Genomic DNA, 26,517 nt, shown 5'->3' on the forward strand with positions numbered 1-26,517 from the left:
GCGACAGATCAGCCAGCATGGATACGCATGAACCTGCCCTTAGCAGGGTATTGACTGGATGATCGAATCTGCATGCGCCAACATGATGAAAAGTGAGTATCGCCGCAGAGTGTTACAACCAAACGTATGCGCCAGCCGCCCGTCCATCAGGGCTGGACGCACAGACGAAAAATCAGGCGGATGTACGGAGGGGTCAGCCTGGAGGCGTCAGGCTGATGGGTAGGAGGGATCAGTTCTGAGGACGCTGTTTGGACGAATCCAGCTCGGTCTTGGCAACGGTAGTCAGCTCAGTGATTTTCGCAGACTTGGCAATGGCGGAGTCGAACACATCGCTCATATTGGCGAGGGTTTCAGTGGCAGTGCCCTTGAGCCCGCCGCTTGCTGCCCATTCGAAGTTCCACGCGCCGCTGTAGCTGTCGGCACCGGCCACATCGTGAGTTTCGATGGCGGTGAAGACGTCCGAATGGCGCGTCATATAGTCCGCGGCTGCCGAAACTTCAGCAGGCACCTCTTTGGCCGGAGCGTTGGCCAGCGACGAGAGTTCATTACCGCTGATCGCGCCCTTGCCTTGTTCTTTCATGTAGTCGGCCAGAATCCGACTGGACTTGGCGATGTCCAATTTAGCATCGAAGGCAGAGGCGGAATTCTTCTGCGATGAAGGCGTGGCGCTGCTTGAAGGCGTGACGGTGGTCATGGAGAAGCTTCCTTGGCAGGGATTTCAGGTACTCAATAATTGCTTAATGCCATGACAGTCATGTTAAAGACTTCACGCTGAGCGCCCGAGCAGGAGAAGAGTTTGGCGATCTGGCTCACCCGCATAAAACTGATCGAGCGCCTGTTGGTACAGAGGGGACTCGGCCTGGACACTTATGAACAGTGTGAGACAAGAGCGAAACTTAAGGTCATCGGGCGAGCCGAATATTTGCTCTGCACTCATGCCGCGGTGTTGCAGAACCGTTTTCACGCATTCGTCGAGTCGAGGACCGAGCAAATCGTGCTGTAAATACGCTCGGGCCTCGGCAACGCCGGAGATGGCGAAACGATCCGCAATTTCGGAACGACCGAGCCCCCGCGCTTGCGGAAATATGAACCACACCCAGTGACTTTCCTTCCGGCCTGCGCGCAGCTCGTCCATGACCCGACTGAATACTGGGTGTTGGGCATCGACGAAACGGGACAGATTGAAAGTGTCGTGCATGAGTCGTTTTTCATCCCCTGAGCTCGCAGAGCGGCTGCCAGACAGTCATCGTTTTGAGCCTTGGGATCTCTGTCAAAGCCCCCCAATCCTACTCCCCCCTCAAAGGACTCTCATGACTCACTAATCGTCATTTCAGCGCAATGCCGATCTTGCCCTCCAGGTCACTTAGCGAAAACGGTTTATGCAACACGGGACGCAGTGCAAACTCGTCCTGAAGCCCCGTGACGCCGTATCCTGTACTGAAGATGAAGGGGATATTGCGCTCGCGCAAAATCTCGGCGACAGGGAACACCAGCTCGCCGGCCAGGTTTACATCCAGTATCGCCAGATCGGCTTCTATCACGCGCGAAACCTCGCGCGCCTTGGCGAGCCGGGCAACGGATGCCACCACCACGCATCCGAAGTCTTCCAGCATCTCCTCGATCAACATGGCAACGGCGCCCTCGTCCTCGACAACCAGCACTCTGAGGCCATTCAAACAGGCCATCGCTACTGCGCTCCGATGACGAATGAGAGGCGGCAGACAACACCTTCTGGAGCGAACGAGAGTTCGAAGTTCCCATCCAGATCGCGCTCAATGCAACGCGCCATCAACCGCAGGCCCAAGCCGCGCGTTTTGGGCTCTGATGTCTTCGGCCCGCCATGCTCGCGCCATTCTAATGAAAGAATGATTCCATCCGCATGCGGCTGCGTGCTCCAGAGGATGGAAAGACTACCCGTCTCGACTCTCATGGCTCCATGCTTCAACGCGTTGATTGCAAGCTCGTTGAGCGTCATGGTGAGATTGAGCGCGACACGAGAGTTGACATCAATTGACGGCCCCTCAATCAACAAGCGGCTGGGGTCATGCCCGAACACTGGCGCGACCACTTCACGCACCAGGGAATCCAAGGGGGATTTCCCCCAATGGCGCTTTGTCAGGAGATTGTGCGCTCTGGACAACGCCAGCAGCCTGGTTTCGAACCGCTGGTAACCCTCTTCTGCACTGTCAGCATTGCGCGCCGTTTGGCTAGCGATTGACTGCACGGTAACAAGCGTGTTCTTGACCCGATGATTGAGTTCGTCGATCAGGGTCTTCTGCCTGTTTTCTGCCTGTTTTCGCTCGGTAATGTCGACAAGCATGTTGATTGCACCCACCAATTCACCATTGGCGTCATGGAGCGGTGTCGGATACGGAATGAACGGAACGCGCGTGCCATCGGGCCGTTCCGCAATCGCCTCGACGCCCCGTATCGGCCGGTTTTCCTTCAACGCCACCGCCATTGGACATTGATCATGCGGAAGGGGAGACTCATCAACATTCAACAGGCGCCACGTGACGCACCACATATCGCCCAGTTGAGGCGTTCGCCCCGCCAGTTCGACGGCAGCTCGGTTGTAGAAGGTGATCCGTCCTTCGGCGTCTGTGGTGTACACCGCAGCAGGCAACGCTTCGAGAAGAGCGCGCATATGCCGCTCGCTTTCCCGGACTTGCTTCTGCATCCGATGTGCCGCTGTGACATCCTGAATCACCCGCACTCCGTAGCGGAAGTTGCCGGACGAGTCCCTCACCGATGAGCTATGGACGTCCAGGTAGACGATTTCGCCACCCGGCTTGAACGCTCGCTTGCGAAGTACATAGTTCTCAAGTTCGCCAGCAACCTGGCGTGCGTAAAGACCGGAATCCTGCTCTACGGAATCCGAATGGGTGTACTCAAAGAAGGCCATCGCCAGCAGCTGTTCGCGCCTACGCCCAAGCATGTCGCAGAGGGCGTCGTTAACACGGAGTAAACGCCCTTCTGAATCGGCCTCGGCGATGCCTATCGTAGCCGCCTCGTAAGTTGCCGAAAGTCTGCCGTCACTCTCACGACGCGCCATTTCTGCTGCATGTACATCCGATATGTCAACGGTGAAGCAGCGGGTATTAAAAAGTGTCCCTTCCTTGATGCGCGCATTAGACGTGATAAGCACATGCTTGATGGATCCGTTCTTGGCGCGTAATCGCGCCGGGTAACTTTCCAGACTTTCGCCGCTGCCGAGCTTATTGAGAATGTCATCAATAACATGCGCATCCGCATGGAAATCCGTGACAGGACGCCCAATGTATTCGTCCGCTGCGTATCCCAAGAGAGAGAGTTCGGCCTTGTTAGCGCGCACGATAATTCCCTCACCGCTGACGATGTGAAGGCCGACGGCGCTGTTGTCGAAAAAATCTTCAAGGTCAGCGCTTTTAAGCCGGAGCTCCTGCGCCATGGCATGATGCGCCGAGACATCTTGAAAGCAATTGATGGCCCCTTGGATTGCGCCGCGCTTGTCTCTAAGTGCGCGGATGTTTACCAGCGCAACGAAACGCGAGCCGTCTGGGCGCTGGATTATTACGTCAGCATTTCTTGATTCGACGCCCGTTTTCAGGGTCGACGCCATCGGGCAGTCTTGCGCCGCGAGTGGTGTCCCATCCAGCAAGAAAAGCTGATACGACCCGCAGAATCGGTCTCCACTGCTTCCAAGGACGGGAGCCCTTCCCCATAGCCGCGCCGCCTCTGTATTGAAACTGACGAGCCAGCCGTCCTGATCGCACAGATAGACGGCGCCCGGAAAGGCATCAAGGGTGTCTGTGCTCATCGAGACCAGGCGGTCGAACTCACTGAGTTCGGTGGGAAGTTCCTGGATATTTGTCATTGTGCTTTTCCTGACTCTTACCCGGATAGAACGTCATGGTAGGCGACAGTTCAAGACTCTGTCGTTTGCGGCGACTCGTAGATTTCGAACCTGTTGGAGAGCAAATCAAAAACGCGGTGAAAGTTTAAAATAGCCTTTCAATAGGCTGAAAACGGGCTTACTGCCCAGCATAGCAGACAGGTCGCAAGATACGCGTACCGTATCCGTCTTGAGAGTGTGATAAGCGCCACGCTCCAAGTCATGGCCAGAGTAAACATGGACCAACCCGAGAAAACCAGAGGGCCGCCATCGTTACTGTTTTGCAACGCACTCATATAAAGGTATCTGTGATCCCAATCTGAGCAAACCCATGCTGGATGTGAATCCGTTCTCGCGACCAAGCACGCTCCCGCAGTTTGATCACCGCCAGACACCACATCCGTGGCCGCCGCACAAATTCTTGTGGGCGCTGACTTGCTCGCGAAGTGTTCTGATTTGGCCCTGTTAAAACAGGTCATACGATCTCTACACTTCAACCCATGCACCCAAAAAACCACCCTAAAGCCCAGCACCAGAGCCACAGCCCTCCCAATCTCTCTTGCCCGGCCTAGCCGAATACGGTACAAACAGACCAGGTTGTACGACAACACAACAATAATCCCACGCCATCCCGAGTTGGCTTATCACTCTTCGAGACCTGCCATGTCCCGTCCTACCTCTGCGCAAACCATACCGCCGCCCTTCCCCCGCCATCTCGCCGTGATCATTCTTTTGTGCATGGGGTGTGCGTTCGCCGGCAACCATGTGATGGCGCGGGTCGCTTTTGATGATGGCGCGGGTGTGTTGCTGGCGATCTTGATGCGTTCTGGCGGGACGTTGCTGGTGCTCGCCATCCTGGTGCTGTGGCAAAGACAAAGTCTGCGTCTGCCGGCGGGTGCCTGGCGCTGGCAATTGCTGCTGGGCCTTCTGATTACCGCGCAGAGCCTATGTCTGTACTCCGCCGTCGCACGGGTCCCGGTGGCGCTGGCGCTGCTGGTGGCCAACGTGTTTCCGATCCTGCTGGCGTTGCTCACCTGGGCGGCGGGTGGCCCGAGACCGACCGCACGTACTGCGACGTTGATGGGGTTGATTCTGGTGGGTTTGGTGTTTGTACTGGACGTCCCCGGGCGTCTTTCGACCACCACCAACGTCGGTCCGGAATGGCTGCTGGGCGTCGCGCTCGCGTTCTGCGCCGCCAGCGTATTCGCCTGCGCTCTGTGGATCACCGACCACAAGTTGTCTCAGGTACGCGGTTCGGTGCGCAGTCTGTTAACCATTTTTATCGTCTTCAGCAGCGTCAATCTGGCGGGACTGACTGGCGCCCTGCCAGGCGGCCTAAACCTGCCCGCGACCTCGACCGGATGGCTGGCCCTCGCCGCCTTGGTGGTGCTGTACGGCACCGGTTTTATCGTGCTGTTCATTTCGGTGCCCCGGCTGGACATGCCACGCAACGCGCCGGTAATGAACATCGAGCCGTTGGCGACGTTGCTGATGGGCTGGTTTGTGCTGGATCAAATGCTCAGTGCGGGGCAGATTCTGGGCGGGGTTATTGTGGTCACCGGCATCGTTTTGCTGACGCATCGCAAATCCGCTAGCAAGCCGGTTACTTGACAGGCCAAAAACCTATGCGCGCTAAGCGAGCAGTTTTTGAATTTGATCATCAAAGGTATCTAGAAATTCGTGCATGCTGATTTCTCCGAGATCTACAGCTTTAGCGCCGCCAGCCGCAATAAAGGTAACGTCGGTGATACCCAGGACGTTCAGGATCAGTTTCAAATATTGGGTCGCAATGTCACGGTCTCTAATCGGCGAGCCGCTGGTGTATACGCCTCCCGAGGCGAGCAGCACGGTGGCCTTTTTAGCGGCCACCAGCCCTTTACCGTCAAAGCCCAAGGTCAAGCCTTTACGTACCACGTGATCCACCCAAGCCTTGAGCGCCGCAGGGACGTTATAGTTGTAGACAGGCGTTGAAATAACCAGATGATCGGTTTCCAGCAACTCAGCCACAAGCTCATCGGACAGCCCTAGCATGGCTTTCATTTCAGGCGAATGCTGGGTGTCCGGAGTGAAATAGGCCTGTAACCAGGGGGCGGTCACGAACGCAAGAGGCGTCTGCGTTAGATCCCGTATTTTGATGGCACCCCCAGGATGTGCAGCTTCCCACGCTGCCACAAATCTGCGCGTGAGCTGCCGGGAGATTGAAGCGTCCCCACGTGGGCTGGTTTCAATGGTAAGAAGTCTGGACATGGAAGTAGCTCCTGCGCGGTCACGCCGCGGTGTGTTTTGCGTTGTCGCTTCAGGCGATGTGCGACACACTCTACCCAACGCGACCTCTCTGCAGGAGTGATGTAAATATGATCGAGTCCATCTATATAAGTGATGGGTCGTGATCGGAAATCTCAGTTTGGATCAGTTGCGCATTCTTGTGACTATTGCCGATACAGGCAGTTTCTCGGCCACGGGACGTCACCTGCGGCGCGCCCAATCCGCGATTAGCCAGTCGATCGCCACACTTGAGTCAGTTCAGGGCGTGACGCTGTTCGATCGCAGCGGCCATCGTCCAACGCTGACCGAGGTCGGTCGGGTGCTCGTGGTTCAAGCACGCGCGGTGCTAGAGAGCGCTGCCCAGTTTGAAGCAATGGCGGCAAGCACAGTCGCAGGGGTCGAACCGGAACTCGCACTCGCTATAGACCCTTTAGCCCCCAGTGCGCCGCTTATCGAGAGCCTCAGCGCGATACGTGAAGCGTTTCCTCACCTAGCGGTGAGTTTCTCTACGGAAGGCTTGGGTGGCGCAGAGCGCCGATTGCGCAACGGCGAGGCGGCATTGGCGCTGTGTACGTTGATTCCGACAGTGCCCGACGATGTCACCGCACTGCCGCTGCTCAGCGTCAGGCTGTGGCCAGTAGTCGCCAGCGAACATCCGTTGGCCAAGTTAGGCCGCCGGGTCACGGTTGCTGACCTCAAGCCTTACGTGCAACTGGTACTTTCCGATCCGGTTTCTCCCGGCGGCCCAAGCTATGGAGTGACGGGCTGTCACCCGTGGCGGTTTGTAGATTTGGCACGACGCCTGGACTTTTTGCTCGCGGGGTTCGGTTGGTGTCGAATGCCAGAGCATCTTATTGCGGATCATCTGGCTTCAGGACGCCTCGTGCCGCTTGAGTTGACCGCCGAACTTCAGAGCACACCGGACTCACTTCCGATCTACGCAGCGCACATGCAAAATCGCGCGTTAGGGAAAGCCGGCCGATGGCTTCTGAATGATCTGACTCGTCGTCTTTGTATGTGATGAGGCGAAGACAATCGGCGGGCGATGCACTGAATAGCGCGCCCATGACCAGCCCTTAGAACAGCAAATGCGGCCAAATCGAGCCACAAATCGTCGGTGATATGATCTGAGCGTTTATATTTCGCCAAGAGAGTGCCCATGGATCGCTTGTCCACGTTGTTGTCGCAATGCGGAGTGCGCGTATCAGCCTGGCACAGAAACGTCTGCGTGAAGGACGCTCGATTCGGTTACTCATAACGGCCAGGCCTATGAAAGGGATGAATTCATAAGCCGGGCCTCCCGCCGTCTAAAGCAGCGAGCCTCGGGCGTCAGTTGCCCCAGCCGACCACGCCCTTGATCTCCAGAAAGTCGTGAATACCCCAACCCGCGTACTCGCGGCCATTGCCGGACTGCTTGTAGCCACCGAAGGGCGCAAAGGTATCCCAGCTCGGATAGTTCAGATAGACCGAACCGGCGCGCATGCGCCCCGCCACTGCGCGGGCATGTTGGATATCACTTGACTGCACATAGGCCGCCAGGCCGTAGACGGTATCGTTGGCGATTTCGATGGCCTGCTCTTCACTATCGTATGGAATGATCGCCAGCACCGGGCCGAAGATTTCCTCGCGAGCAATGGTCATCTGCGCCGTCACATTGCCGAAAACAGTAGGCCGCACATAGTAGCCCTTCTCCAGGCCATCCGGACGCCCCAAACCACCCGTCACCAACGTGGCGCCTTCCTCGATGCCGATGGCGATCAGGCCCTGGATTTTGGCGAACTGCGCCTCGCTGATCACCGGACCGAGGTTTGTGCTGGCCTCGAGTGGGCTGCCGGTCACCATCTGCTCGGCTGTCTGCCGGGCAATCTGCAGGGCGCGCGCGTGCTGCGAAGCCGGTACCAACATGCGGGTAGGCGCATCGCACGATTGTCCCGAGTTGGAGAAGCAGCCCTGCACGCCCTTGGCCACCGCAACGTCGAAGTCAGCATCCTCCAGCAGGATGTTCGCCGATTTCCCGCCCAGTTCCTGGGCAACGCGCTTGACCGTATCGGCCGCCGCCTTCGCCACCATGATCCCGGCGCGGGTCGAGCCAGTGAACGAAACCATATCGACCTTGGGGTGGCTTGCCATGTGCTGGCCAACGTCGGGACCTGTACCGTTAAGCAAGTTGAACACCCCGGCCGGCACACCCGCCTCATGGAGGATTTCCGCGAAAATGATCCCGGTCAGCGGTGCGATCTCGCTGGGCTTGAGCACCACGGTACAGCCCGCAGCGATGGCAGGCGCGACCTTGCAGACGATCTGGTTCAGCGGCCAGTTCCAGGGCGTGATCAGGGCACAGACGCCGATGGCTTCACGCACGACCCGGGTGCTGCCGTGCGACTCGCTGAACTGGAATTTTTCCAGCGCGCTGATGGTCGACTCAAGGTGCGTACGACCACTCCAGATCTGCGCGTCACGGGCGAAATGCAACGGCGCGCCCATCTCCTGGCTGACGGTCTTGGCCAGGTCTTCGTAACGCAGGTTGTACACCCGCAGAATTTCCTTGAGCAGGGCCAGACGCTCGCCGACACTGGTCACCGAGAAAGCCGGGAATGCCTTGGCAGCGGCCGCTACGGCCTTGTCCACATCCGCCGTATTACCCACGGCGATATTGATAAAGGCCTGCTCGGTGGAGGGGTCGATGACTTCAAGGGTATTGCCGGAAAGGGCATCGGTCCATTGGCCATCGATGTAGAACTTGAGCGCGTTGTTCATGGATTTTTTCACCTTGACTGGGTCGCTGGGCGAGGACATTCGTGCCCTCGTCACCGTTGAAGGGGTTGCGCGGGCTCAGCTGTTGCTGGGGAACGCAAATTGAGCCGCCTCATGGCTGGCACGACGTGGCCAGCGCTGGGTAATGGCTTTCTTGCGGGTGTAAAAACGCACCCCGTCCGGGCCATAGGCATGCAGGTCGCCGAACAGCGAACGCTTCCAACCACCAAAGCTGTGGTAGCTCACCGGGACCGGCAAGGGCACGTTGACGCCAACCATGCCCACTTCGATCTCATCGCAGAACAGGCGCGCCGCCTCACCGTCACGGGTAAAGATGCAGGTGCCGTTACCGTACTCGTGATCGTTGATCAGTTGCATGGCTTCTTCCAGGCTGCCAACGCGGACAATGCACAGCACCGGGCCGAAAATTTCGTCGGTGTAGATGCTCATCTGCGCGGTCACCTGATCGAACAGCGTCCCCCCGACGAAAAAGCCGTGTTCATGGCCGGCCACCACCAGGTCACGGCCATCCACCAGCAGGCTCGCGCCCTGGGCGACCCCGGCGTCGATATAAGCCTTGACCTTGTCACGCGCCGCACCAGTCACGAGTGGGCCCATGTCCAGGCCACAGGAGGTACCGGCACCGACTTTAAGTGCACGCACCTGAGGCACTAGTTTTGCCACCAGCGCATCGGCAACCGCATCACCGACACACACGGCCACCGAGAGCGCCATGCAGCGTTCGCCGCACGAGCCATACGCCGCGCCCATCAACGCGCCAACAGCGCTGTCCAAGTCCGCATCAGGCATCAGCACCGCATGGTTCTTCGCGCCGCCCAAGGCCTGCACACGTTTTCCGCGCCTGGTGCCTTCGCTGTAGATGTACTCGGCAATCGGGGTGGAACCGACAAAGCTCAGTGCCTTGACATGGGGCGACTCGATCAGGCCGTCGACGGCTTCCTTGTCGCCATGTACCACGCTCATCACGCCCTTGGGAAGACCCGCTTCGATCAGCAACTCGGCGATGTACAGGGTCGAACTGGGGTCGCGCTCGGAAGGTTTGAGGATAAAGCAGTTACCGCAGACGATAGCCAGTGGGTACATCCAGAGCGGTACCATGGCCGGGAAGTTGAACGGCGTGATGCCGGCCACTACGCCCACGGGCTGCAGGTCGGTCCAGGCGTCGATATGGGGCCCGACGTTGCGGCTGTAATCGCCTTTCAGCAGCTCCGGTGCGCCGCAGGCGAACTCTACGTTTTCGATACCGCGCTTGAGCTCGCCCACCGCATCTTCCGGGGTTTTGCCGTGCTCCTCGCTGATCAGTTGCGCGATCTTGTCTTCGTTCTGCTCCAGTAGTTGCTTGAAGCGGTACATCACCTGCGCACGTTTGGCTGGCGGGGTATTACGCCAGGCGGGGAATGCGGCGCGGGCAGCGTCGATGGCTTGCTGCAAGGTGGCGCCGTCGGCCAGTGCCACTTGTTTGGTCACTGCGCCGGTGGACGGGTTGTAGACATCTGCGGTACGCCCCGTGCCTTGCACGCGAACACCGTTGATCAGATGGGGAACGATACTGCTCATAAAACTCTCCAGTGCCGGACAGGGACATCCTGCCGGCAGGTATGAATGGCTAATGCCCGTATGGCGGATGCCTGGCAAATCAGGCTTTGACGGCCGCCTGCAGGGCAATTTCCACCAGGATATTGTCCGCCGCCATGTTGGCCTCGACGGTCGCCCGCGCCGGCAGTGCGTCCTGTGGCACCCACTCGCGCCAGACTGCGTTCATCGCCGCGAAGTCCTGGACCGCATGCTTGAGCCAGATCTGCGCAAACAGGATGTGCGATTTGTCGGAACCGGCTTCGGCCAGCAGCGCGTCGATGCGCGCCAGCACCTGGGCGGTCTGCCCGGCGACGTCCTGGGTACGGTCGGCAGGCACCTGACCGGTGATGTAGACAATACCGTTGTGCACCAGCGCGTGGCTGAGCAGACCGGGGTTGGGTTGTAGTCGGGTGATGGTCATCGTGGTAACTCCTGCTAGGAAAGTGGGTTGAATCAGGCGATTTGCAGCACCGTGCGGCCGACCAGTTGGCCCGTGCGCATGCGTGCAAAGATGTCGTTGATATCGTCCAGGCGTTCGAGGTTGATCTGCGCCTTGACCAGACCACGTGCGGCGAACAAAACCGCCTCGTTCAAGTCGTGGCGGGTGCCGATGTTGGAACCGGTGATCGACAGTTCCCAGCCGCTGATGCTGGAAATGGAAGCGCGCACCGTATCGGCATCGCCGCCCGGCAGGCCAATGAACACTGCCGTTCCACCAGGGCGCAGCATCTTCACCGACTGCTCGAACGCAGCATTGGCGGTGGCGGTCACCAGCACGGCGTGGACGCCGCCGGGAATCTGTTGCCTAAGGGTCTCGACCGGGTTGTCGAGTGCATTGATCAGGCACTCGGCGCCATAACTGCGAGCCAGTTCAAGCTTGTCGTCGGCCACATCGATGGCCGCCACGCGCAGCCCCATGGCAATGGCGTACTGCACCGCCACATGGCCCAAGCCACCGATGCCCATGACCGCCACCCACTGCCCCGGCCGGGCACGCGAACGCATCAGGCCACGGTAGGTGGTCACACCGGCGCAGAGAATGGGCGCCAAGGCGTATAGGTCCACGTCCGGCTCGATCGTGGCAACGAATGCTGCCGGTGCCACCATGTACTCGGCGTAGCCGCCCTGCTTGCTGTAGCCGGTGGATTCACGATGCTCGCAGATGGTTTCCATACCACCGAGACAGAACTCGCAGGTGCCACAAGCGCTGTACATCCAGGGCATGCCGACTGCAGTGCCGATAGCAGGCTGGCTGACGCCTTCGCCATGGGCGGCCACATGACCGGTGATTTCATGGCCGGGAATCAGCGGCAGCGTGGGCAAGGCCGACCAGTCACCGTCGATCGCATGCAGGTCACTGTGACAGACGCCGCAGGCGACGATACGAATCAGTATTTCTCCGGGGCCGGGTTGGGGAATCGCTACCTGCTCAATACGCAGCGGTTCGCCGACGGCGTGCAGAACGGCAGCCTTCATGGTTTGACTCATCGCTCTCTCCTGAAACATCCACCCGATTTTCGGGCAAGTGGACACCTATACCGCGGGCCGGGGCCGGCGGCAGGGTGTGCGGGTCGAAAGAACTCTCCGGAGCGTCAGCCCACGGGGCGTAAACTGCGCGTCGCGCTGGCGATGTTGCGTGCGGTGTTAATCACCTTGGGTGCCAGGTGTTTGCGCGCGTCCTCCAGGTTCCAGCGACTGAACGGCACGGAGATGTTGACGGCCCCCAGGGGGTAGCCATCAGCATTGACCACCGCCGCGGCGACGCTGATGTCCCCGGCGAAATACTCTTCCTGGGCATAGGCATAGCCTTCACGACGCGCCTCGGCGACGATCGCGCGCAACGGGTCCAGCTCGGTGACGGTGCTGGCGGTGTAGCCCTGGCGTTCGGAGGCAATCAGAATGGCATCCGTCTCCGCCTCCGGCAGTGCAGCCAGGTATGCGCGACCTGCCGAAGTACAGTACATCGGCAGATGACGGCCCAGCGGCATATGAATGGCAATCTGCTTGTGGCTGGGGAAACGCGCGACGTAAAGCATGTCCAGGCCGCAAGGCTCGAGCAGGTTGCAGCTCTCCTCGACATCGCGGTTGAGCTCATGCAGGTACGGGTTGGCGCGTTCGATCAGCTCACTGGTTTGCAGGTAGCCGGTGCCAAGGTCGAGGGACTTGGGCGCGAGACGAAAGCGTTTGGTGACGGGTTCCTTGTACAGGTAACCCAGCGCTTCAAGGGTAAAGGTCGAACGCTGGACGGTGCTTTTGTTCAGGCCGGTGGCTTCAGCCAGTTCAATCAGGCTCATGCTTGGACGCCCGGCACGGAATGCCGTCAGGATCGATAGTCCCTTGGACAAAGCAGTAATGAAGAGTGGCGAATCTTCTAGGGAACTCATGGAATTATCCTTGTTGTTGCCGCGACAGGTGCGTGCATAACGATACTTTTCATTCTGTATTTCATTCGAAATGGCTCAAGACAATGCCCGGTTCCACGACCGGCTTGTTGCATTCAAACCTGTTCACTGCAAAGGGGCGCATGCGCTCATCCACTTCGCCGCTGACAATGGCCTTGGCCAGGAACTCACCCGCTGCCGGTGCACCGGCGTGGCCATAACACCAGCCCGCGCTGACGAATAAACCCGCCAGGTCCTGGTGGGCCCCCAGTAGCGGCCCGAAATCCTTGGAGATATGCACCAGACCCGCCCATTGGCGCAAGATACGCGCGTGCCCCAATTGCGGAAACATCTCCAGATACGCTCGCGCCGTCGCCGCCATCACCGGTACGTCGGCATTCAGCGTGTGCTGCGGTCGTTCGGCAACTTCGGCACCGCCCACCACTTCTCCGCGCGCGGTCTGGTGCATGTAGCAGAGTCGATCCAGCAGCGCCACGGCAGGCCCGATCAGCGGACGGGTCGGCTCCAGCGCCATGGCTTCCAGGCGCATCGGATAACCCTCCAGTGGCACGCCCGCCAGTTGCGCCAGGCGATTGCTCTCGGCGCCGCCGGCCAGCACCACGGTATCGCTTGCAATCCAGTGCTCCCCCACCCGAACCCCGGAGACACGCCCCGCGCTCTGGTCGATGGCGGTGACTTCGGTGCGGTAGCGAATATCCACCCCACGCGCGGCGCAGGCTTGTCGATAGGCGTACATCGCGGCATGGTGCGGCGCGACACCACTGTCGGGCAGGTGCAGGGCCGCGCTCACTCGTCCATGGGCCAGGGCCGGAAGCACCTCGCGCAATCGTGCGGGGGTGAGTAGGCTTGAGGTGATGCCACAAGCCTTGTGCACTTCAAGCGTGCGGACCAGCAGCGCCGCCGTGGCACTGCGCTCGCCCACCATGGTGTAACCCCGGCGAGAGTACATGACATTTTCGCCCAGGCGCTTGGACAATCCCTGCCACAAGTGGCAGGAATGGGCAAAGAAACGCGTCCATTCGGGCGAACTGAACGCACCACGAATCAGTGTGCCGTTACGGCCCGACGCACCGCCCTGCCAGTAACCGGCGTCCAGCACGAGAATGTCGCGCACGCCCAGTTCGGCCAAATTGAATGCCAGTGACAGGCCCTGAATACCGGCCCCGACAATAATGATCGACGCCTTCCCAGGCAGCGGGTTGACGTTGTTCATTGCAATGGCTCGACAACAGCGGTCAGGCCGGCCGCCTGAGCAACACTCAAGGCACGGCGCGGCGGACGCAGCGTCGGCCGGGCCAACCCGGCCAGGGCGACGCCGCCGCGGACACTGACCAGCGCGCGCAGAGCATCCCAGCAAGGTTGCCCCTGGCACGGGCCCATGCCACAGGACGTCAGGCGCTTGATCACTTCCAGGTCGGTAATGCCCTGGGCCAGCAAGGCCTCGACCTCGTGGTCAGACACATCGAAGCACGGACACAACAACGTCTTGTGGCGCGAGCGCGCGGCCACCGGCAGCACCTGGTCGGCCTCCACGACCGCCCCCACTTCACGCAGGCGGCTCTGGCGTTGCTCGCGCAGCTGCAGCAAACCTTCGGCGCGACTTTGGAAGGTCAGGCTGGCATCGGCAATCCAGGGCCTGGCATGCACCACGGCATCACAGGCGATCGACTTGGCGAACAGCGCAGCGGTCACCCGGCTGCGCCCCACCACCCGGCGCAAATCGGTAACCGCTCGCGCGGCGACCACCGTGACGCCCAGTTCGCGCAAGCGACTGGCGAGCGCTTCCTGGTCGCCATTGCCGACAACCACGACCCGCGCCCCCGGCGCCACCGATTGTTCATGGGCCATGATCAGCGCCGTGCGCACATCCATCACGCCGGGCAACCACATCCCTGGAATAACCGGCGGGCAGGCACGGCGGCCGCCCGCCAGAATCACCTCGTCCGCTTCCAGAACCAATGCACCTTGCGCCGGATCATGGGGCGCCGCGAGCAGCAGCTCGCCTTCGCGGTAGGCGCCGAACACTTCAACGCCGCACACCAACTGCACGCGCTCGTCCAGTACGGGTCGAGCCTGGCCCGCCGCCTGGGCATAACGGGCCAGCGATTGACCGCGCGTCACCAGCACCACGCTGTGTCCTGCGGCCACCGCGTCATTGGCGGCGGCACAGCCGGCGGGCCCACCGCCGATCACCAGGACATCCGCACTCACATGCCGCGCCGTCGGCACAGGTACTTCGCCAGTGTCTTCGGCCGGCTTGGCCACACCGGCGAGGAACGCCAGGATAGCCTCCCAGCGCTGGAACAATGCCGTACCGCTGGGCACCAGGTTGGAGTGTTCGAAACCGCCCTGGATCCAGCTGGCAGGAATCAGTCGCGACAGACGCAATAGATCGAACCCGGGCGTTGGCCAGCAGTTCTGCATCTCCACCCGCGCACCGGCCGTCACCGGCAACAGATCCAGGCGCACATTCGGCACACCGTCCACGCGGGCCAGGACACCGGTGACATAGCTACCGGAATAGCCCAGCGGTCGATGGGACTTGCGGCTCCAGGCCAGCGTGCGGATGCCATTGGCCAGCAACGCAGTGGCCACGCTTTCACCCCGGCGCCCCTGCACGACGCGACCGTTCCAGGAGAACTCGACCAGCTCCGTGCTGGCACGCTCAAGGCGCAGACTGCCGTTGCTCATGCTGCGTTCCTCTTGGCCTTGCGCTGCGCCATGATGCTGATGCACAGCATGATGATCGACAGCAGAGTCATCAGCGTCGCCACCACGGCGATCAAGGGATCGATCTCGGAGCGCAGCGAACTGAACATGCGCTTGGTCAGGGTTGAGCTGTCACCGCCACTGATAAACAACGAGATCACCGCTTCGTCCAGGGAAATGGCAAAGGCGAACATCGCGGCGGCAATCACCGAAAAGCGAATCTGTGGCAACGTCACATCAAAAAACGCCCGCAGCCGGGTGGCGCCGAGGATACAGGCTGCCTGTTCCTGGGTCATGTCGTAGCTGCGCAGCCCCGCACTGACATTGATCACCACATAGGGCAAGGCCAGCAGCGTATGCGCCAGCACCAGTCCGGGGATGGTGTTGTTCAGGTCGAAGCGCGCGTAGACAAAAAACAGGCCAATGGCGATAAAGATCGTTGGCACGATCATTGGTGCCAGCATCAGGCCGCGCAGCACGCCCGAGAGGCGCGACTGGGTGACATGCAGCGAATACGCTGCCGCTGTGCCCAGGGAGGTGGCCAGCAGCATGGTCAGCGTGGCGGTGATGAGCGACACCTTGGTTGCCGTGCGCCACTCCAGCGACGCGAAGTAGCTGAAAAATGGCTCGATACTGAACGACTTGGGCGGAAAGCTCAGGTAGCGCGCATCGGACAACGACATCGGGATCACGATCAGCGTCGGCAGCACCAGAAACAGCATGGTCACCAGCACCAGCAAGTACAACCAGGAGGCGCGCACCGCCCCTGTCAGGTTTTGTTTGAATCGACTCATGGTCTCACTCACTGCGCCGGCCGAGGCCCGCGCTCTTCTTGACGATAAACAACATAAGCAAGGTGGTTACCAATAGCACCACACCCAGCGACGACGCAGCCCCCCAGTTGGCGTACATCGACACGTCGCTCTCGATCCGCATCGAAATCATCTGCACCTTGCCACCGCCCAACAAGGCCGGGGTGACGTAGAACCCGAGGGTGATCACGAACACCAACGTTGCCCCGGCGGCCAGACCCGGCAGCGATAGCGGAAGGAACACATCGCGAAAGGCTCGCGATGGCGATGCCCCGAAGGCCGCAGCAGCCTGGTTGTAGATCGGGTCGATGCTCTTCATCGACGCGAACAGCGGCAGGATCATGAAGGGCAACATGATGTGCACCATGCCGATTACCGTACCTGTCAGGTTATGCACCAACTGCAACGGGACATCGGTGATGCCCAGGCTCATCAACAAGTCATTGGCCATGCCGCGTCGCTGCAGGATGATCAGCCAGGCATAGGTACGTACCAGCAGCGAGGTCCACAGCGACACCAGCAGCAGGCCCATCGCCAGGTTGGCCAGCCAGCGCGGCCCCTTGATCATGAAATACGCATAGGGATAACCGATCAGCACGCAGGCGACGGTGACGATGATGCTGATCTTGAAGGTCTGCACAAAGGTCAGCACGTAGATCGGTTCCAGCAGACGGGTGTAGTTCTCCACCGTCAGTTCGCCATTGGCATCAAAAAGCGACAACCAGAACAACCAGCCGATCGGCAGCACGAATGTCAGCAGTACCAACAGCAGCGCCGGCAGCCCCGAACCGAACAGGTACCAGCGATTGCGCCGTTCTGCGCTACGCAACTCGCGCACATTGCGCGCACCTGATTCGGCGCGGCTCATTGCTCGTCTCCAACCACCAGCGTGTCTTGCAGATGCAGGCCCAACACCACGGCTTCGCCACGCGTCGGCAGGCGGTTGCTGGCAGAGCTACGGGTTGGCCGGCGGATGGCCACGGCCATGCCCTCACCCAGGTCGATCTGCACCAGTTGGCTTTCACCCTGGAAAATGACATCGGTGACATGACCGTGCAACAGGTTGCAATCGCTGGCATCGGCCGTCACGAACTGCAGTTTTTCCGGACGCACCACCAGGCTCGGGTTCTTCAACCCAGCGATTGCGCTGGCTGCGCGCAAGGGGCGTCCCTGGAACTGCACCTGGCCGCCGTGCAGCGTGACAGGCAGGCAGGAAGACTCGCCGACGAACTCGGCGACAAACCGGTTCGACGGGCGCTCATAAAGATTGATCGGCGTGTCGACCTGGCGAATCTGCCCCTTGCTCATCACCGCGATGCGGTCCGACATGGTGAGGGCTTCACGCTGATCATGGGTCACGTAGACCACGGTCATCCCCAGACGCTCGTGCAGGCGGCGCAATTCCAGCTGCATGGTTTCGCGCAAACGCTTGTCGAGGGCCGACAGTGGCTCATCCATCAGCAGGATCTTGGGTTCGAATACGATAGCGCGGGCCAGGGCGATACGTTGACGCTGGCCACCGGACATTTCGGTGATGCCACGCTCGATCAGGTGATCCAGCTCCACGGTGGCCAGCGCTTGTTCGACTCGCTGGCGAATGTCGGCACGGTTGTAGCCACGCAACTTCAGCGGATAGGCGACGTTCTGAAACACGTTCATGTGAGGGAACAGTGCATAGCTCTGGAACATCATGCCGACGTCACGCTTGTGCGGAGGCTCGAAGATCATCTCACGGCCGCCAAAGCGAATACTGCCGGCATCGGGGCGGACAAACCCGGCCAACGCCATCAACAGCGTGGTCTTGCCGGAACCGGAGGAGCCCAGCAAGGACAGGAACTCGCCACTCTTGATCGACAGCGAGACATCATCCAACGCAGCAAAGCTGTCGTAGGTCTTGGTCAGGTTCTCGATGTCGATGGACATTGAAAGTTTAGGGTCTTCGGACATGCTCACACTCGGCGCAAATCGGACGCTTCGCGTCCTTTTTATCGTAGATCGGGCGCCATGGGCGCCCCACCCCACTTCTCAAACTGCACGCAACAGATCAGTTGGCCAGGAACAAGGCGAATCGCTGGCGAACAGCTTCCTGATTCTTGACCCACCATTGCGGAGACACCGCGACCACCTTGTCGATGTTCTGCGGCGACGTCGGCAGGCGCGCAGCCAGTTGCTCGGTAATGATCGGCAGCTCATAGGCTTTCGCGTTCACTGGCGAGTACGGAATCAGCGTGGCCAGCATCGCCTGGCTTTCAGGCTTCATGATCTGGGCAATCAACTTCATCGCCAGCGCCTTGTTCGGTGCACCCTTGGGAACGACCAGGCAATCATGGCTCAACAGCGCCCCGTCGAAGCTGTAGTCGACTGGCTCACCGCTGGCCTTGACCTCACTGACCCGACCATTCCAGATCGCCAGGAAATCCACTTCACGACTGCGCAACAATTGCGCCGAGTCGGCCCCTGCGCTCCACCAGTTGACCACCTGGGGCTTGATGCGCGCGAGCACCTTGATCGCACGCTCGACATCCAACGGATACAGGTCCTTGGGCGCCACACCATCACCCAGCAAGGCCGCTTCCATGGTGAGCCAGGGCTGACGGTACAGGGCGCGCGCGCCCTTGACCTGCGGGTCGAAGAATTGCTGCCAGTTCTTCGCCACGGGTGCTCCGCTGTCCTCAGCCCAGGCCACCACCGTGGCGTACGCGTGACTGGCAATCCAGTGGCTGCTGACCACCGTCTTGTCGACATGCGTGGCATCGATCACCGAGTAGTCCAGCGGTTCGACCAGCCCTTCCTGTTGAGCCTGGGCGCACTCGGTACTGCCCAACTCCACCACATCCCACTTCGGCTTGCCCGACATCACCTGCGCACGAACGGCGGCCAGGCCGTCCATGTTGTCTTCCTTGATCGTGACACCCAACGCCTTCGCGGCGGGCTCCAGATAAGCCTTGCGCTCGGCGTCCTGCAAGGCGCCTCCCCAACCGGAGAAGGTCACGCTGTCCGCCAGCACAGAGGCACTTGCGCCCAAGGCCAACACCGCAGCAACTGAACCCTGCAGAAGGCTTTTCTTGATGATACTCATAGAGATACCTTTATCAATTCTGGATGAACAGATCGAATCGACGCTGGACTTCAGCCTGATGCGCCTGCCACCAGACCGGGTCGAAAAACACAACCTTGTCGATGTTGGCCGGAGCAGTCGGCAAGGTGGCGGCCATCGCAGCCGGAATGATACCGGTATCGTAGGCCTTGACGTTGATGGGCGGATTCGGGATCAGGGTCACCAGGGTCGCCTGGCTATGGGGCTTCATGATTTCAGCCACCAGCTTCATCGCCAACTCTTTGTTCGGGGCACCCTTTGGCACGACCACACAGTCGTAATCGACCAGCGCATAGTCATAGGTGTAGTCAACGGCATCACCGGACTGCTTCAGCTCGTCAACCCGGGATGCCCAGATCGCCAACGCATCCACTTCGCGGCTGCGAAGCAACTGTGCAGAGTCGGTGCCGCTGCGCCACCAGTTGACCACTTGCGGCCTGATGCGCTCCAACACCTTGAAGGCACGATCGACGTCCAGCGGATAGAGCGCCTTGGGCGATACACCATCGGCAATCAGGGCCAGTTCGAGCGTGGTATAGGGCTGCCGGTACATGGCTCGTGAAGCTTTCACTTCGGGGTCAAAGAAGGCTTTCCAGGTTTTCGGCGTGCTCTCGCCCGCATCGTTCGCCCAGGCCAGCACGGTGGAATAGGCGTTACTGGCAATCCAGTTTTTGCCATAGAAATTCGCGGCCACGCCCTCGGTACTGATCACCGAGTAATCCAGCGGCTCGGTCAGGCCTTGCTCCTGCGCCATCACACAATCATTGGACGCCAGTTCAACCACGTCCCACTTCGGCTTGCCCGACATCACCTGGGCACGCACCGCGGCCAGGCCATCCATGTTGTCTTCCTTAATCTTGATCCCCAGCGCAGCCTCCGCCGGTTTGAGATAGGCCTTGCGTTCAGCATCCTGCAACGCCCCTCCCCAGCCAGCAAAGGTTACGGTACCCGCCGCCTGCACCTGGGCAACGGAAAACAAGGACATGGCAAACGCTACACCCGCCATTCGCTTATTGATTGATCGCATTTTCAACTCCTGAGCTTATTGTAATTAGACAGTTGAATCGAACGCCGGGCGTTGCTGCCCACCTGCTTGTTGTTATATCGGGAGACGTTTTCCGCCATCCTCTCTTGTCGCTTTTTGAAGCCGTCACGCGTGTCTGTTTATCGCGCATCCTTGAAGCGATACCAGACATACGCCATCCGTTGCCCCACGCGCAAGAACGGTTGAAACGGAAAACGCTTGGGACTCCTGTGGAGAAAATCGATTGAGGTGGGCCGTGAATCACCCGCCACCATTTGAGCCAGGCGCTTGCCGGTCTGCACGGAAAACGACACGCCGCTACCGGCGTAACCGCCGCCGGAAAACACATTGTCCAGGCCTGGGACCTTACAAATGAACGGTAACGAGTTTTCGCTCACCGCGACCCAGCCGCCCCAGTTGTAATCCACCGCAATTCCACGCAATGCCGGAAACTTGCGGCACAACGCGTCATGCAGGTTTTGTCGGTGCCGGGGATGTTCCGCGTCGCGTCCGGTGATGGCGCTGCGCCCGCCGAACAGAATGCGATCATCCGGCAAGCGGCGGTAATACGAGAGCAAATTGCGCGTATCAAACATGCATTCACTGCCGACCAGGCTCTGTTGTTTCTCGTCGGCGGTTAAAGGACGCGTGACGATGATTTGCGAGTGAACCGGGAGCACCCGTCCAGCGGTGGCTTTGTTCAGCGCCCCGGAGGTATAGCCATTGGTGGCTACCACCACCTGGCGCGCAGTGACCACCCCACCCGGCGTCACCAGACGATGATGACCATTGTCGCTGTGCCAGTCGGTCACCGGCGAGGCGACATGCACCTTGACCCCGGCGGCACGCGCCATGCGATGGATACCCCAGGCCAGCTTCAGCGGATGCATCGAAAACCCGTCGGGCATATACAGCGCACCGAATGACTCGGCACCGCCATGCACGGCATGCACTTGCGTGTCACTGACAAACGTTGCGCCGTACTTCAATACCTCGTTATAGAGGCCCACTTCACGCTTGAGCCCGTCAACATGGCGTGCATGGCTGGCGACCTTGTAGACGCCATCCGGCTGCACGTCGCAATCGATCTGACCTTCCCGAATCAGACCACGCACGGTATTCAGGCCTGCGGACATTTCCTCGAAATAGGCTTTCGCCTCGCTTGCGCCATAACGCTGGATCAGCTCCGCCAGCGGCACACGACCACCGGAAATGCGCGCAAAGCTGCCATTGCGCCCACTGCACCCCCACGCGACCTGATTCGCCTCCAACACCACTGCGCGAATTCCATGCTCACGGGCCAGATGCAGCGCACAACTCAGCCCCGTATAACCGGCACCAATGATCGCTACCTCGACATCCATGGCCCCGTTGACCGGGCCATCATCCTGGGGAGCGGACCCTGCGGTATCCACCCAATAGGATGCTGAATGTGGCATTCCGACGCCAGGATGAGTGTTGATCAGAGGATCGTACAATTTACTCTCCGTATCGCTGTGCGATTTATAAATATCACTTAATTGAAATAATCATACACTTATTGATTCATGTCAACCTATTATCAGATCACAAAAATCGTCTTGCACGCTTTTTAGGGGAGATTGGTTTTTATGGATCGCGCGCGCGCACCGATCGTCCCGGGGAGGGATGGCTGCTTGGGCACTTTCGGCTACCCTACCTTTCGGTCGCCGGGCACCCACCAAGCTAAGGGACACTGTATGAAAACTGTCGAGGCAAACCGCTTGAAGATCTGGCAGGCGCCTGCAGGGTTTTTCCTCGACGCCGGATCACCGATCTCGGCCTTTGACAAGGTCGCTCGCGTGGTCCTGGAAACGGGCTATTCGCCTCAGGAAATTCACAGCCCCCTGTGGAGTGAGGCGTTCCCGGCGCTTGAGGGAAACTACCCTTAGGACTGAGGACTTGCATCAAGACTAAAACAACGCTCAGGAGGTGCTCTGCGGGGCCAACCGTTTGGCATTGTGCTCAAGGCGTCGCTGATCGCGCGGATCGACGTACTGGAAGATGTACTAAAAAATCGTGGCTGTACGAGGTGATCCGCAGGGATCAGTTCCTCCAGCAAGACCGGAAACAAGCTGGTCTGGCTGCAGGACTCTGCTTGGATGTAAGCCATAACGAAAAATGCCCCGTATCTTTCGATACGGAGCATTTTTTTGAGCGCCGCGCAGAGTGCCAGGTTTTCACACAGTCTGCGTAGGTGGTTTGTGCAGAGTACTCCTGATCCAATCAAGACTGTAAAACATCACCACTGCCCTCGATATTCAAGCCTTCCTCAAATGCATACTTAGAAATCGATAGTTCCCGAGAATTTCACCAAGCGTGGGTCACCCTGCGAGAGGTAGCCGCCGTTTGCCGAGGCCCAGTAGTTCTTGTCGGTAATGTTTTCCAGGTTGACGCGCAACGTCAGGTCTTTCTCCACGAGTTTCATTTTATAACGTGCACCAGCGTCGAAACGGTTCCATGTAGGCAAGCTCAGGTTGTTAGCCTGATCAGCGTACTGCCCGCCCGTGCGCAACATCCTTGCGCTGAGAGCGGCACCTTCGATACCCGGAACATCCCAATCTACGCTGGCATTGAGCTGAAACGTTGGCACGCCAATGGCGTGATTACCATCGTTGAGACCGCCTGCGGTTTTTTTGAGTTCAGACGTCATGCGGGTACCGCCGGCCATCAACCGGAGGCCTTCGATTGGCTCGCCGAAAACGCTGATCTCTAGCCCTTTGTTGACCTGTTCCCCATCACGCACATAGAGCTTGCGCGCGTTGTCGACGTAGCCATCGGAAGGTTTCTCGATGCGGAAAACACCCAAGTTGGCACCGAAGGTTTGCATGTCCAGCTTGATACCCGCTTCCAACTGTTTTGTGCGGCCAGGGGGAAAGGCTTCGCCCAGGTTCGTGACACCTGTACCGGACGCCACTGGCCCTTTTGCAAGGCCTTCGATTCTGTTGGCGTAGAGCGACACGCTCTCCACAGGCTTGTACACGATGCCGTAAACAGGCGTGGTAATGGCTTCATCGTAGATAGTGCTACGACTGCCATCGTTTGCTGGATTGGCTACACCGTTTGAAGTGCTGCCATCGTACTTATAGTTTTCGACACGCAGCTGCTGACGGCGGACACCATAGGTGACCAGCAATTTGTCATCGAACAAGCCCAACGTGTCGGAAATCGCCAGGCTACGGTTGCGGGTTTTGCCGGTCACCCCGGGATCACCCATTTTACCGCCAGTGCTGGACACCGCAGTCGGCTTAGGAAGCGCCGGGGTGTTGTAAATATTGCTATTCCCGGTAACGGGACGATAGAACGTGTACGCGTTTTCCTGCTCGGTCCAGATCGTTGAGCCCCCGATCGCAATCTGGTGGGAAATAGGGCCAGTGTTAAAGCGCCCGTTCAACCCTCCACTGAACGTTGTATTGTCTTCATTGTGGGGAATTTCTGAGCCACCGATCGTAGCTACGCCGTTATTGCCCACCAGTGTCGGGGTGGCGTATATCCCGGTTTCTCGGGTGTGCTTTGCTCCACCAGCAAGGTATGCCGTCCAGTTTTCGTTCAGATCCCAATCGCCACGAATCATGCCGAAGGTGTCTTCCGTTTCGGAGTAGGTCCAGTCCTGTCCATAATTGTGGCTAGCGCGTGGAGCAGTGGGAATGCGGGTGACGTTCCCGATATTCACAGAATTACGCAGTCCATTGACACGCTGTTTCTGATACCCAAAATCGCTGGAAACGCGGAAGTTATCACCTCGATAGTCCAAGCCCGCAACGAACAACTTTGTGCGCTGATCCTGGTTGTCGATCGCTGTTTCACCTTCCCGCTGGCTCAGGTTTAACCTGGCGCCAAACCGGTTATCCTCGCCGAATCGCTGCCCGATATCCAAATGCTCGCCAATGCGGCCATCGCTGCTGATGTCCTGCGTGTAGCGACGAGTCGGCACATCCTCTGCGCGCTTGGGCTGCAAGTTGACTCCGCCCCCAAGACCCGAGCCCGTCGGACTGACACCGTTGATAAACGCGTTGGGGCCTTTGAATACCTCGACACGCTCGATAGCATCCGTCGATAGAATTTGACGCGGTAAAACGCCATACAACCCATTGTAGGAAATGTCGTCGCTGCTAAGCGGCAAGCCTCGAATCACGAACACTTGAGATTGGTTACCAAACCCATAGGATTGACGTACCGACGGATCGTTGAGAAGCACATCACCCACGTCTTCAGCTTGTTGATCCCCAATCAGCGTTGAGGTGTAACTGGTCATCACGAACGGGACATCCATGTTGTCCTGATTTCCCAGCACCCCCATCTGGCCTCCCCTCGCCACCTGACCACCCGCATAGGGCGTGGGTAACGTGTTGGAATTAGGGTTGATCGCATCGGCAGTAATGTCGGTCACTCCCAATTCAATAGGTTCTGCCGCCTGGGTAAGAAAACTGACTGAGCAGCATGCAGCAAGCAACGTAAGGCGAGATGGAAATAGCATCGAGTGAGTACCTGCGGGAAAACGGTAAGCCAATAGCGTGAATGCTAATGATTCGCAGATATATTATCTCTACCAAGGGGCACATTTCCATAAAAGATTTGGAAAGCGGTTTCGTCAGCGTCGAGTGCATCAGCGTCTGATCCTCACGCACGTTGGGCTACCTTGGGCATCTCGGGTCGGTCGAGCATTAAGCCGCTGGAGGAGTTGCGAAGAAACGCTCTTCGCAACTAGCGACCAAGAGCGGACATACAGCCGCCAAGAAGCTACTGCACCGTTGGCTTGAACCGAGATCACACAGCTGCTCGCAGGCCATTTTCGGCAATGCATTGCCGCTATCGCGAGCGAGCAGTTCCGACCCATCCGCGGAAGGAAAACGCCGCATAAAACATTGCGACATTCAGAAAACCGGCCTCTTGCAACATCTCTTTTTCCTCGGCTGGGGTTAGCAGGTGCAGGCGCTCAGCCATCAACTTTCCCGTATTAGCTGCGGTCGCCGGATCGAGGCCACGACGATCGCCAAAAGCAACAGAACGCGTTATCCAGTGGATTGGATCGGGTTCCGGAGCCGAGTGTCCTGCGATCACGATGTTCACACCAGGTTTTAGCCGACGATGTATTTCCTTCAGCGTGCGCAACCGCTCACTCCGTTCGATATGGTGGAGCGTGAGAAGGCAGGTTGCACCGTCGAAGGGTCCTGCAGGCGCCTGGTCCACAGTCCCCTCGACTAAACTGATGCGATCCGAAAATGGCACAATCGTTCGGCGCGCCAGATCTAACATGGCGGGTGAAGGATCGACACCGGTCAGCTGCCAACTTGGTTGTGCTTCAGCCAAGGCTTTGGTTTCCAGTCCGCCTCCTGCGCCAAGGACAAGAATGTGGGCTCCACTGGGGGCTTGTTCAGCCAGAAGTAGCATCATCATGCGATGGAGATCGGCAAGCCCCGGGACCTTGCGAGGCGCATCGTCCGTATAAGATGCAATCATGCCCGCGTTCGCATAGGGCGAAGTGTGGTCTTGTTTCATAAAATCCTGAAGAGTGGGAGCGATCAAACGCTGGTTTTTCCTGCGTTCTTCAACGAGAAACCAGGAAGTACAGCAGTGCTTGGCGCAATAACAGCAGCCGGCGCCTGACGAGCCGGAAGTCATGTAATATTTGAAGTTGCGTTATATGGCAGGCGATGTCAACTTCTTCCTTGCTCTCCATTGAGACTTTCAGCGTGTGGGTTGTCAGGGCCAGGGGCAATCATTCCCCATCGGGAAACACTCGCGGACTAATCCGTCGGCTTTTTGGTACTGCAGGAGCCAGTTTATTTTGAACCGCCTTCGGGCGGTTCTTCGGTTAGAGGGCGTCGTCGATAACGGTTTGGCGAGATCATTGTCCCGCCTTTTGGTCACGTCGTTGTTGTTCGACGTCGGCGCGTTTTTTCAGGTGAATGCGGGTAGCGACAGCGGGGGCATCACTGGCCACGGATATCTCGTAATGTTGCTCG

Annotated in this window: 23 protein-coding genes; 3 read left to right on the plus strand and 20 right to left on the minus strand. The window is 59.1% G+C overall.

Translation table 11 applies throughout. The features are described from left to right. Positions 1 to 229 precede the first annotated feature (229 nt). The 4 genes from BLU75_RS12105 to BLU75_RS12120 all read right to left on the minus strand — a co-directional run bounded on the left by BLU75_RS12105 (position 230) and on the right by BLU75_RS12120 (position 3,856). A complete protein-coding gene (locus tag BLU75_RS12105; RefSeq protein ID WP_165447466.1) occupies positions 230 to 694 on the minus strand; it encodes a hypothetical protein in 465 nt (154 codons plus the stop codon). Between the two features lie 72 nt (positions 695 to 766). Continuing rightward, positions 767 to 1,198, minus strand: coding sequence for a DUF1810 domain-containing protein (locus BLU75_RS12110; RefSeq protein ID WP_084378718.1), 432 nt, complete (start codon positions 1,196 to 1,198; stop codon positions 767 to 769). Between the two features lie 127 nt (positions 1,199 to 1,325). Next, entirely contained in the window at positions 1,326 to 1,685 is a 360-nt protein-coding gene (locus BLU75_RS12115) for a response regulator (protein WP_084378719.1), read from the minus strand. Between the two features lie 2 nt (positions 1,686 to 1,687). Further along, a complete protein-coding gene (locus tag BLU75_RS12120) occupies positions 1,688 to 3,856 on the minus strand; it encodes a PAS domain-containing sensor histidine kinase (RefSeq protein WP_084378720.1) in 2,169 nt (722 codons plus the stop codon). 681 nt (positions 3,857 to 4,537) lie between these two features. Between BLU75_RS12120 and BLU75_RS12125 the strand changes: the two genes are divergently transcribed. Then, positions 4,538 to 5,485 (plus strand): EamA family transporter, encoded by a 948-nt coding sequence (locus BLU75_RS12125; protein ID WP_084378721.1) that lies wholly within the window; start codon positions 4,538 to 4,540, stop codon positions 5,483 to 5,485. A gap of 21 nt (positions 5,486 to 5,506) precedes the next feature. Here the strand turns inward: BLU75_RS12125 and BLU75_RS12130 are convergent, their stop codons facing one another. Further along, a complete protein-coding gene (locus BLU75_RS12130) occupies positions 5,507 to 6,121 on the minus strand; it encodes an FMN-dependent NADH-azoreductase (protein ID WP_084378722.1) in 615 nt (204 codons plus the stop codon). Positions 6,122 to 6,278: 157 nt separating this feature from the next. Here BLU75_RS12130 and BLU75_RS12135 point away from each other — a divergent pair, with 157 nt between their 5' ends. Beyond that, on the plus strand, positions 6,279 to 7,160 hold the full coding sequence (locus tag BLU75_RS12135; RefSeq protein WP_197676954.1) for a LysR family transcriptional regulator: 882 nt from the start codon (positions 6,279 to 6,281) through the stop codon (positions 7,158 to 7,160). A 308-nt stretch (positions 7,161 to 7,468) separates the two neighbouring features. On the opposite strand, the gene BLU75_RS12140 is transcribed toward BLU75_RS12135, so the two are convergent. The 13 genes from BLU75_RS12140 to BLU75_RS12200 form a co-directional block, all read right to left on the minus strand. Further along, complete coding sequence (locus BLU75_RS12140) at positions 7,469 to 8,896, minus strand: aldehyde dehydrogenase family protein (protein ID WP_084378724.1); 1,428 nt, start codon at positions 8,894 to 8,896, stop codon at positions 7,469 to 7,471. 75 nt (positions 8,897 to 8,971) lie between these two features. Further along, entirely contained in the window at positions 8,972 to 10,471 is a 1,500-nt protein-coding gene (locus tag BLU75_RS12145; protein ID WP_084378725.1) for a CoA-acylating methylmalonate-semialdehyde dehydrogenase, read from the minus strand. A 79-nt stretch (positions 10,472 to 10,550) separates the two neighbouring features. Then, on the minus strand, positions 10,551 to 10,910 hold the full coding sequence (locus BLU75_RS12150; RefSeq protein WP_027620518.1) for a RidA family protein: 360 nt from the start codon (positions 10,908 to 10,910) through the stop codon (positions 10,551 to 10,553). Positions 10,911 to 10,942: 32 nt separating this feature from the next. Then, the gene (locus BLU75_RS12155; RefSeq protein ID WP_084378726.1) at positions 10,943 to 11,977 is read right to left on the minus strand and encodes a zinc-dependent alcohol dehydrogenase; all 1,035 of its coding nucleotides are present in this window, start codon (positions 11,975 to 11,977) and stop codon (positions 10,943 to 10,945) included. Between the two features lie 104 nt (positions 11,978 to 12,081). Next, positions 12,082 to 12,873: an IclR family transcriptional regulator gene (locus BLU75_RS12160; protein WP_084378727.1), complete on the minus strand. Its 792-nt coding sequence runs from the start codon at positions 12,871 to 12,873 to the stop codon at positions 12,082 to 12,084. A gap of 61 nt (positions 12,874 to 12,934) precedes the next feature. Continuing rightward, positions 12,935 to 14,104 carry an NAD(P)/FAD-dependent oxidoreductase gene (locus BLU75_RS12165; RefSeq protein ID WP_084378728.1) on the minus strand — a complete coding sequence of 390 codons (1,170 nt, stop codon included), beginning with the start codon at positions 14,102 to 14,104 and terminating at the stop codon, positions 12,935 to 12,937. Beyond that, positions 14,101 to 15,582, minus strand: coding sequence for a 2Fe-2S iron-sulfur cluster-binding protein (locus BLU75_RS12170; protein ID WP_084378729.1), 1,482 nt, complete (start codon positions 15,580 to 15,582; stop codon positions 14,101 to 14,103). Before BLU75_RS12170 ends, BLU75_RS12165 begins: the two co-directional genes overlap by 4 nt. Then, entirely contained in the window at positions 15,579 to 16,394 is an 816-nt protein-coding gene (locus BLU75_RS12175; protein ID WP_084378730.1) for an ABC transporter permease, read from the minus strand. Before BLU75_RS12175 ends, BLU75_RS12170 begins: the two co-directional genes overlap by 4 nt. A gap of 4 nt (positions 16,395 to 16,398) precedes the next feature. Continuing rightward, positions 16,399 to 17,280, minus strand: coding sequence for an ABC transporter permease (locus BLU75_RS12180; RefSeq protein ID WP_084378731.1), 882 nt, complete (start codon positions 17,278 to 17,280; stop codon positions 16,399 to 16,401). Then, positions 17,277 to 18,359, minus strand: coding sequence for an ABC transporter ATP-binding protein (locus BLU75_RS12185; protein WP_165447465.1), 1,083 nt, complete (start codon positions 18,357 to 18,359; stop codon positions 17,277 to 17,279). The genes BLU75_RS12180 and BLU75_RS12185 overlap by 4 nt, the downstream gene beginning before the upstream one ends. A gap of 97 nt (positions 18,360 to 18,456) precedes the next feature. Continuing rightward, positions 18,457 to 19,491 carry an ABC transporter substrate-binding protein gene (locus tag BLU75_RS12190; protein WP_084378733.1) on the minus strand — a complete coding sequence of 345 codons (1,035 nt, stop codon included), beginning with the start codon at positions 19,489 to 19,491 and terminating at the stop codon, positions 18,457 to 18,459. 13 nt (positions 19,492 to 19,504) lie between these two features. Next, positions 19,505 to 20,536 carry an ABC transporter substrate-binding protein gene (locus BLU75_RS12195; RefSeq protein ID WP_084378734.1) on the minus strand — a complete coding sequence of 344 codons (1,032 nt, stop codon included), beginning with the start codon at positions 20,534 to 20,536 and terminating at the stop codon, positions 19,505 to 19,507. A 137-nt stretch (positions 20,537 to 20,673) separates the two neighbouring features. Beyond that, positions 20,674 to 21,972, minus strand: coding sequence for an NAD(P)/FAD-dependent oxidoreductase (locus BLU75_RS12200; protein WP_084378735.1), 1,299 nt, complete (start codon positions 21,970 to 21,972; stop codon positions 20,674 to 20,676). A gap of 279 nt (positions 21,973 to 22,251) precedes the next feature. Here BLU75_RS12200 and BLU75_RS12205 point away from each other — a divergent pair, with 279 nt between their 5' ends. Further along, a complete protein-coding gene (locus tag BLU75_RS12205) occupies positions 22,252 to 22,443 on the plus strand; it encodes a hypothetical protein (RefSeq protein ID WP_174580145.1) in 192 nt (63 codons plus the stop codon). A 392-nt stretch (positions 22,444 to 22,835) separates the two neighbouring features. Here the strand turns inward: BLU75_RS12205 and BLU75_RS12215 are convergent, their stop codons facing one another. Together BLU75_RS12215 and BLU75_RS12220 are read right to left on the minus strand one after the other, a co-directional pair. Continuing rightward, the gene (locus BLU75_RS12215; protein WP_084378737.1) at positions 22,836 to 25,028 is read right to left on the minus strand and encodes a TonB-dependent receptor; all 2,193 of its coding nucleotides are present in this window, start codon (positions 25,026 to 25,028) and stop codon (positions 22,836 to 22,838) included. Between the two features lie 332 nt (positions 25,029 to 25,360). After that, complete coding sequence (locus tag BLU75_RS12220) at positions 25,361 to 26,173, minus strand: class I SAM-dependent methyltransferase (RefSeq protein WP_231982646.1); 813 nt, start codon at positions 26,171 to 26,173, stop codon at positions 25,361 to 25,363. Positions 26,174 to 26,517 lie beyond the last annotated feature (344 nt).

Origin of the sequence: Pseudomonas mucidolens (assembly GCF_900106045.1) — a bacterium.
GTDB classification, from domain to species: Bacteria; Pseudomonadota; Gammaproteobacteria; order Pseudomonadales; family Pseudomonadaceae; genus Aquipseudomonas; species Aquipseudomonas mucidolens.

Bases quoted from the DNA above. Each gene is read 5' to 3' on its own strand.
- BLU75_RS12105 (WP_165447466.1), bottom strand. From the start codon at position 694: ATGACCACCGTCACGCCTTCAAGCAGCGCCACGCCTTCATCGCAGAAG.
- BLU75_RS12110 (WP_084378718.1), bottom strand. From the start codon at position 1,198: ATGCACGACACTTTCAATCTGTCCCGTTTCGTCGATGCCCAACACCCA.
- BLU75_RS12115 (WP_084378719.1), bottom strand. From the start codon at position 1,685: ATGGCCTGTTTGAATGGCCTCAGAGTGCTGGTTGTCGAGGACGAGGGC.
- BLU75_RS12120 (WP_084378720.1), bottom strand. From the start codon at position 3,856: ATGACAAATATCCAGGAACTTCCCACCGAACTCAGTGAGTTCGACCGC.
- BLU75_RS12125 (WP_084378721.1), top strand. From the start codon at position 4,538: ATGTCCCGTCCTACCTCTGCGCAAACCATACCGCCGCCCTTCCCCCGC.
- BLU75_RS12130 (WP_084378722.1), bottom strand. From the start codon at position 6,121: ATGTCCAGACTTCTTACCATTGAAACCAGCCCACGTGGGGACGCTTCA.
- BLU75_RS12140 (WP_084378724.1), bottom strand. From the start codon at position 8,896: ATGAACAACGCGCTCAAGTTCTACATCGATGGCCAATGGACCGATGCC.
- BLU75_RS12145 (WP_084378725.1), bottom strand. From the start codon at position 10,471: ATGAGCAGTATCGTTCCCCATCTGATCAACGGTGTTCGCGTGCAAGGC.
- BLU75_RS12150 (WP_027620518.1), bottom strand. From the start codon at position 10,910: ATGACCATCACCCGACTACAACCCAACCCCGGTCTGCTCAGCCACGCG.
- BLU75_RS12155 (WP_084378726.1), bottom strand. From the start codon at position 11,977: ATGAGTCAAACCATGAAGGCTGCCGTTCTGCACGCCGTCGGCGAACCG.
- BLU75_RS12160 (WP_084378727.1), bottom strand. From the start codon at position 12,873: ATGAGTTCCCTAGAAGATTCGCCACTCTTCATTACTGCTTTGTCCAAG.
- BLU75_RS12165 (WP_084378728.1), bottom strand. From the start codon at position 14,104: ATGAACAACGTCAACCCGCTGCCTGGGAAGGCGTCGATCATTATTGTC.
- BLU75_RS12170 (WP_084378729.1), bottom strand. From the start codon at position 15,582: ATGAGCAACGGCAGTCTGCGCCTTGAGCGTGCCAGCACGGAGCTGGTC.
- BLU75_RS12175 (WP_084378730.1), bottom strand. From the start codon at position 16,394: ATGAGTCGATTCAAACAAAACCTGACAGGGGCGGTGCGCGCCTCCTGG.
- BLU75_RS12180 (WP_084378731.1), bottom strand. From the start codon at position 17,280: ATGAGCCGCGCCGAATCAGGTGCGCGCAATGTGCGCGAGTTGCGTAGC.
- BLU75_RS12185 (WP_165447465.1), bottom strand. From the start codon at position 18,359: ATGTCCGAAGACCCTAAACTTTCAATGTCCATCGACATCGAGAACCTG.
- BLU75_RS12190 (WP_084378733.1), bottom strand. From the start codon at position 19,491: ATGAGTATCATCAAGAAAAGCCTTCTGCAGGGTTCAGTTGCTGCGGTG.
- BLU75_RS12195 (WP_084378734.1), bottom strand. From the start codon at position 20,536: ATGCGATCAATCAATAAGCGAATGGCGGGTGTAGCGTTTGCCATGTCC.
- BLU75_RS12200 (WP_084378735.1), bottom strand. From the start codon at position 21,972: ATGCCACATTCAGCATCCTATTGGGTGGATACCGCAGGGTCCGCTCCC.
- BLU75_RS12205 (WP_174580145.1), top strand. From the start codon at position 22,252: ATGAAAACTGTCGAGGCAAACCGCTTGAAGATCTGGCAGGCGCCTGCA.
- BLU75_RS12215 (WP_084378737.1), bottom strand. From the start codon at position 25,028: ATGCTATTTCCATCTCGCCTTACGTTGCTTGCTGCATGCTGCTCAGTC.
- BLU75_RS12220 (WP_231982646.1), bottom strand. From the start codon at position 26,173: ATGACTTCCGGCTCGTCAGGCGCCGGCTGCTGTTATTGCGCCAAGCAC.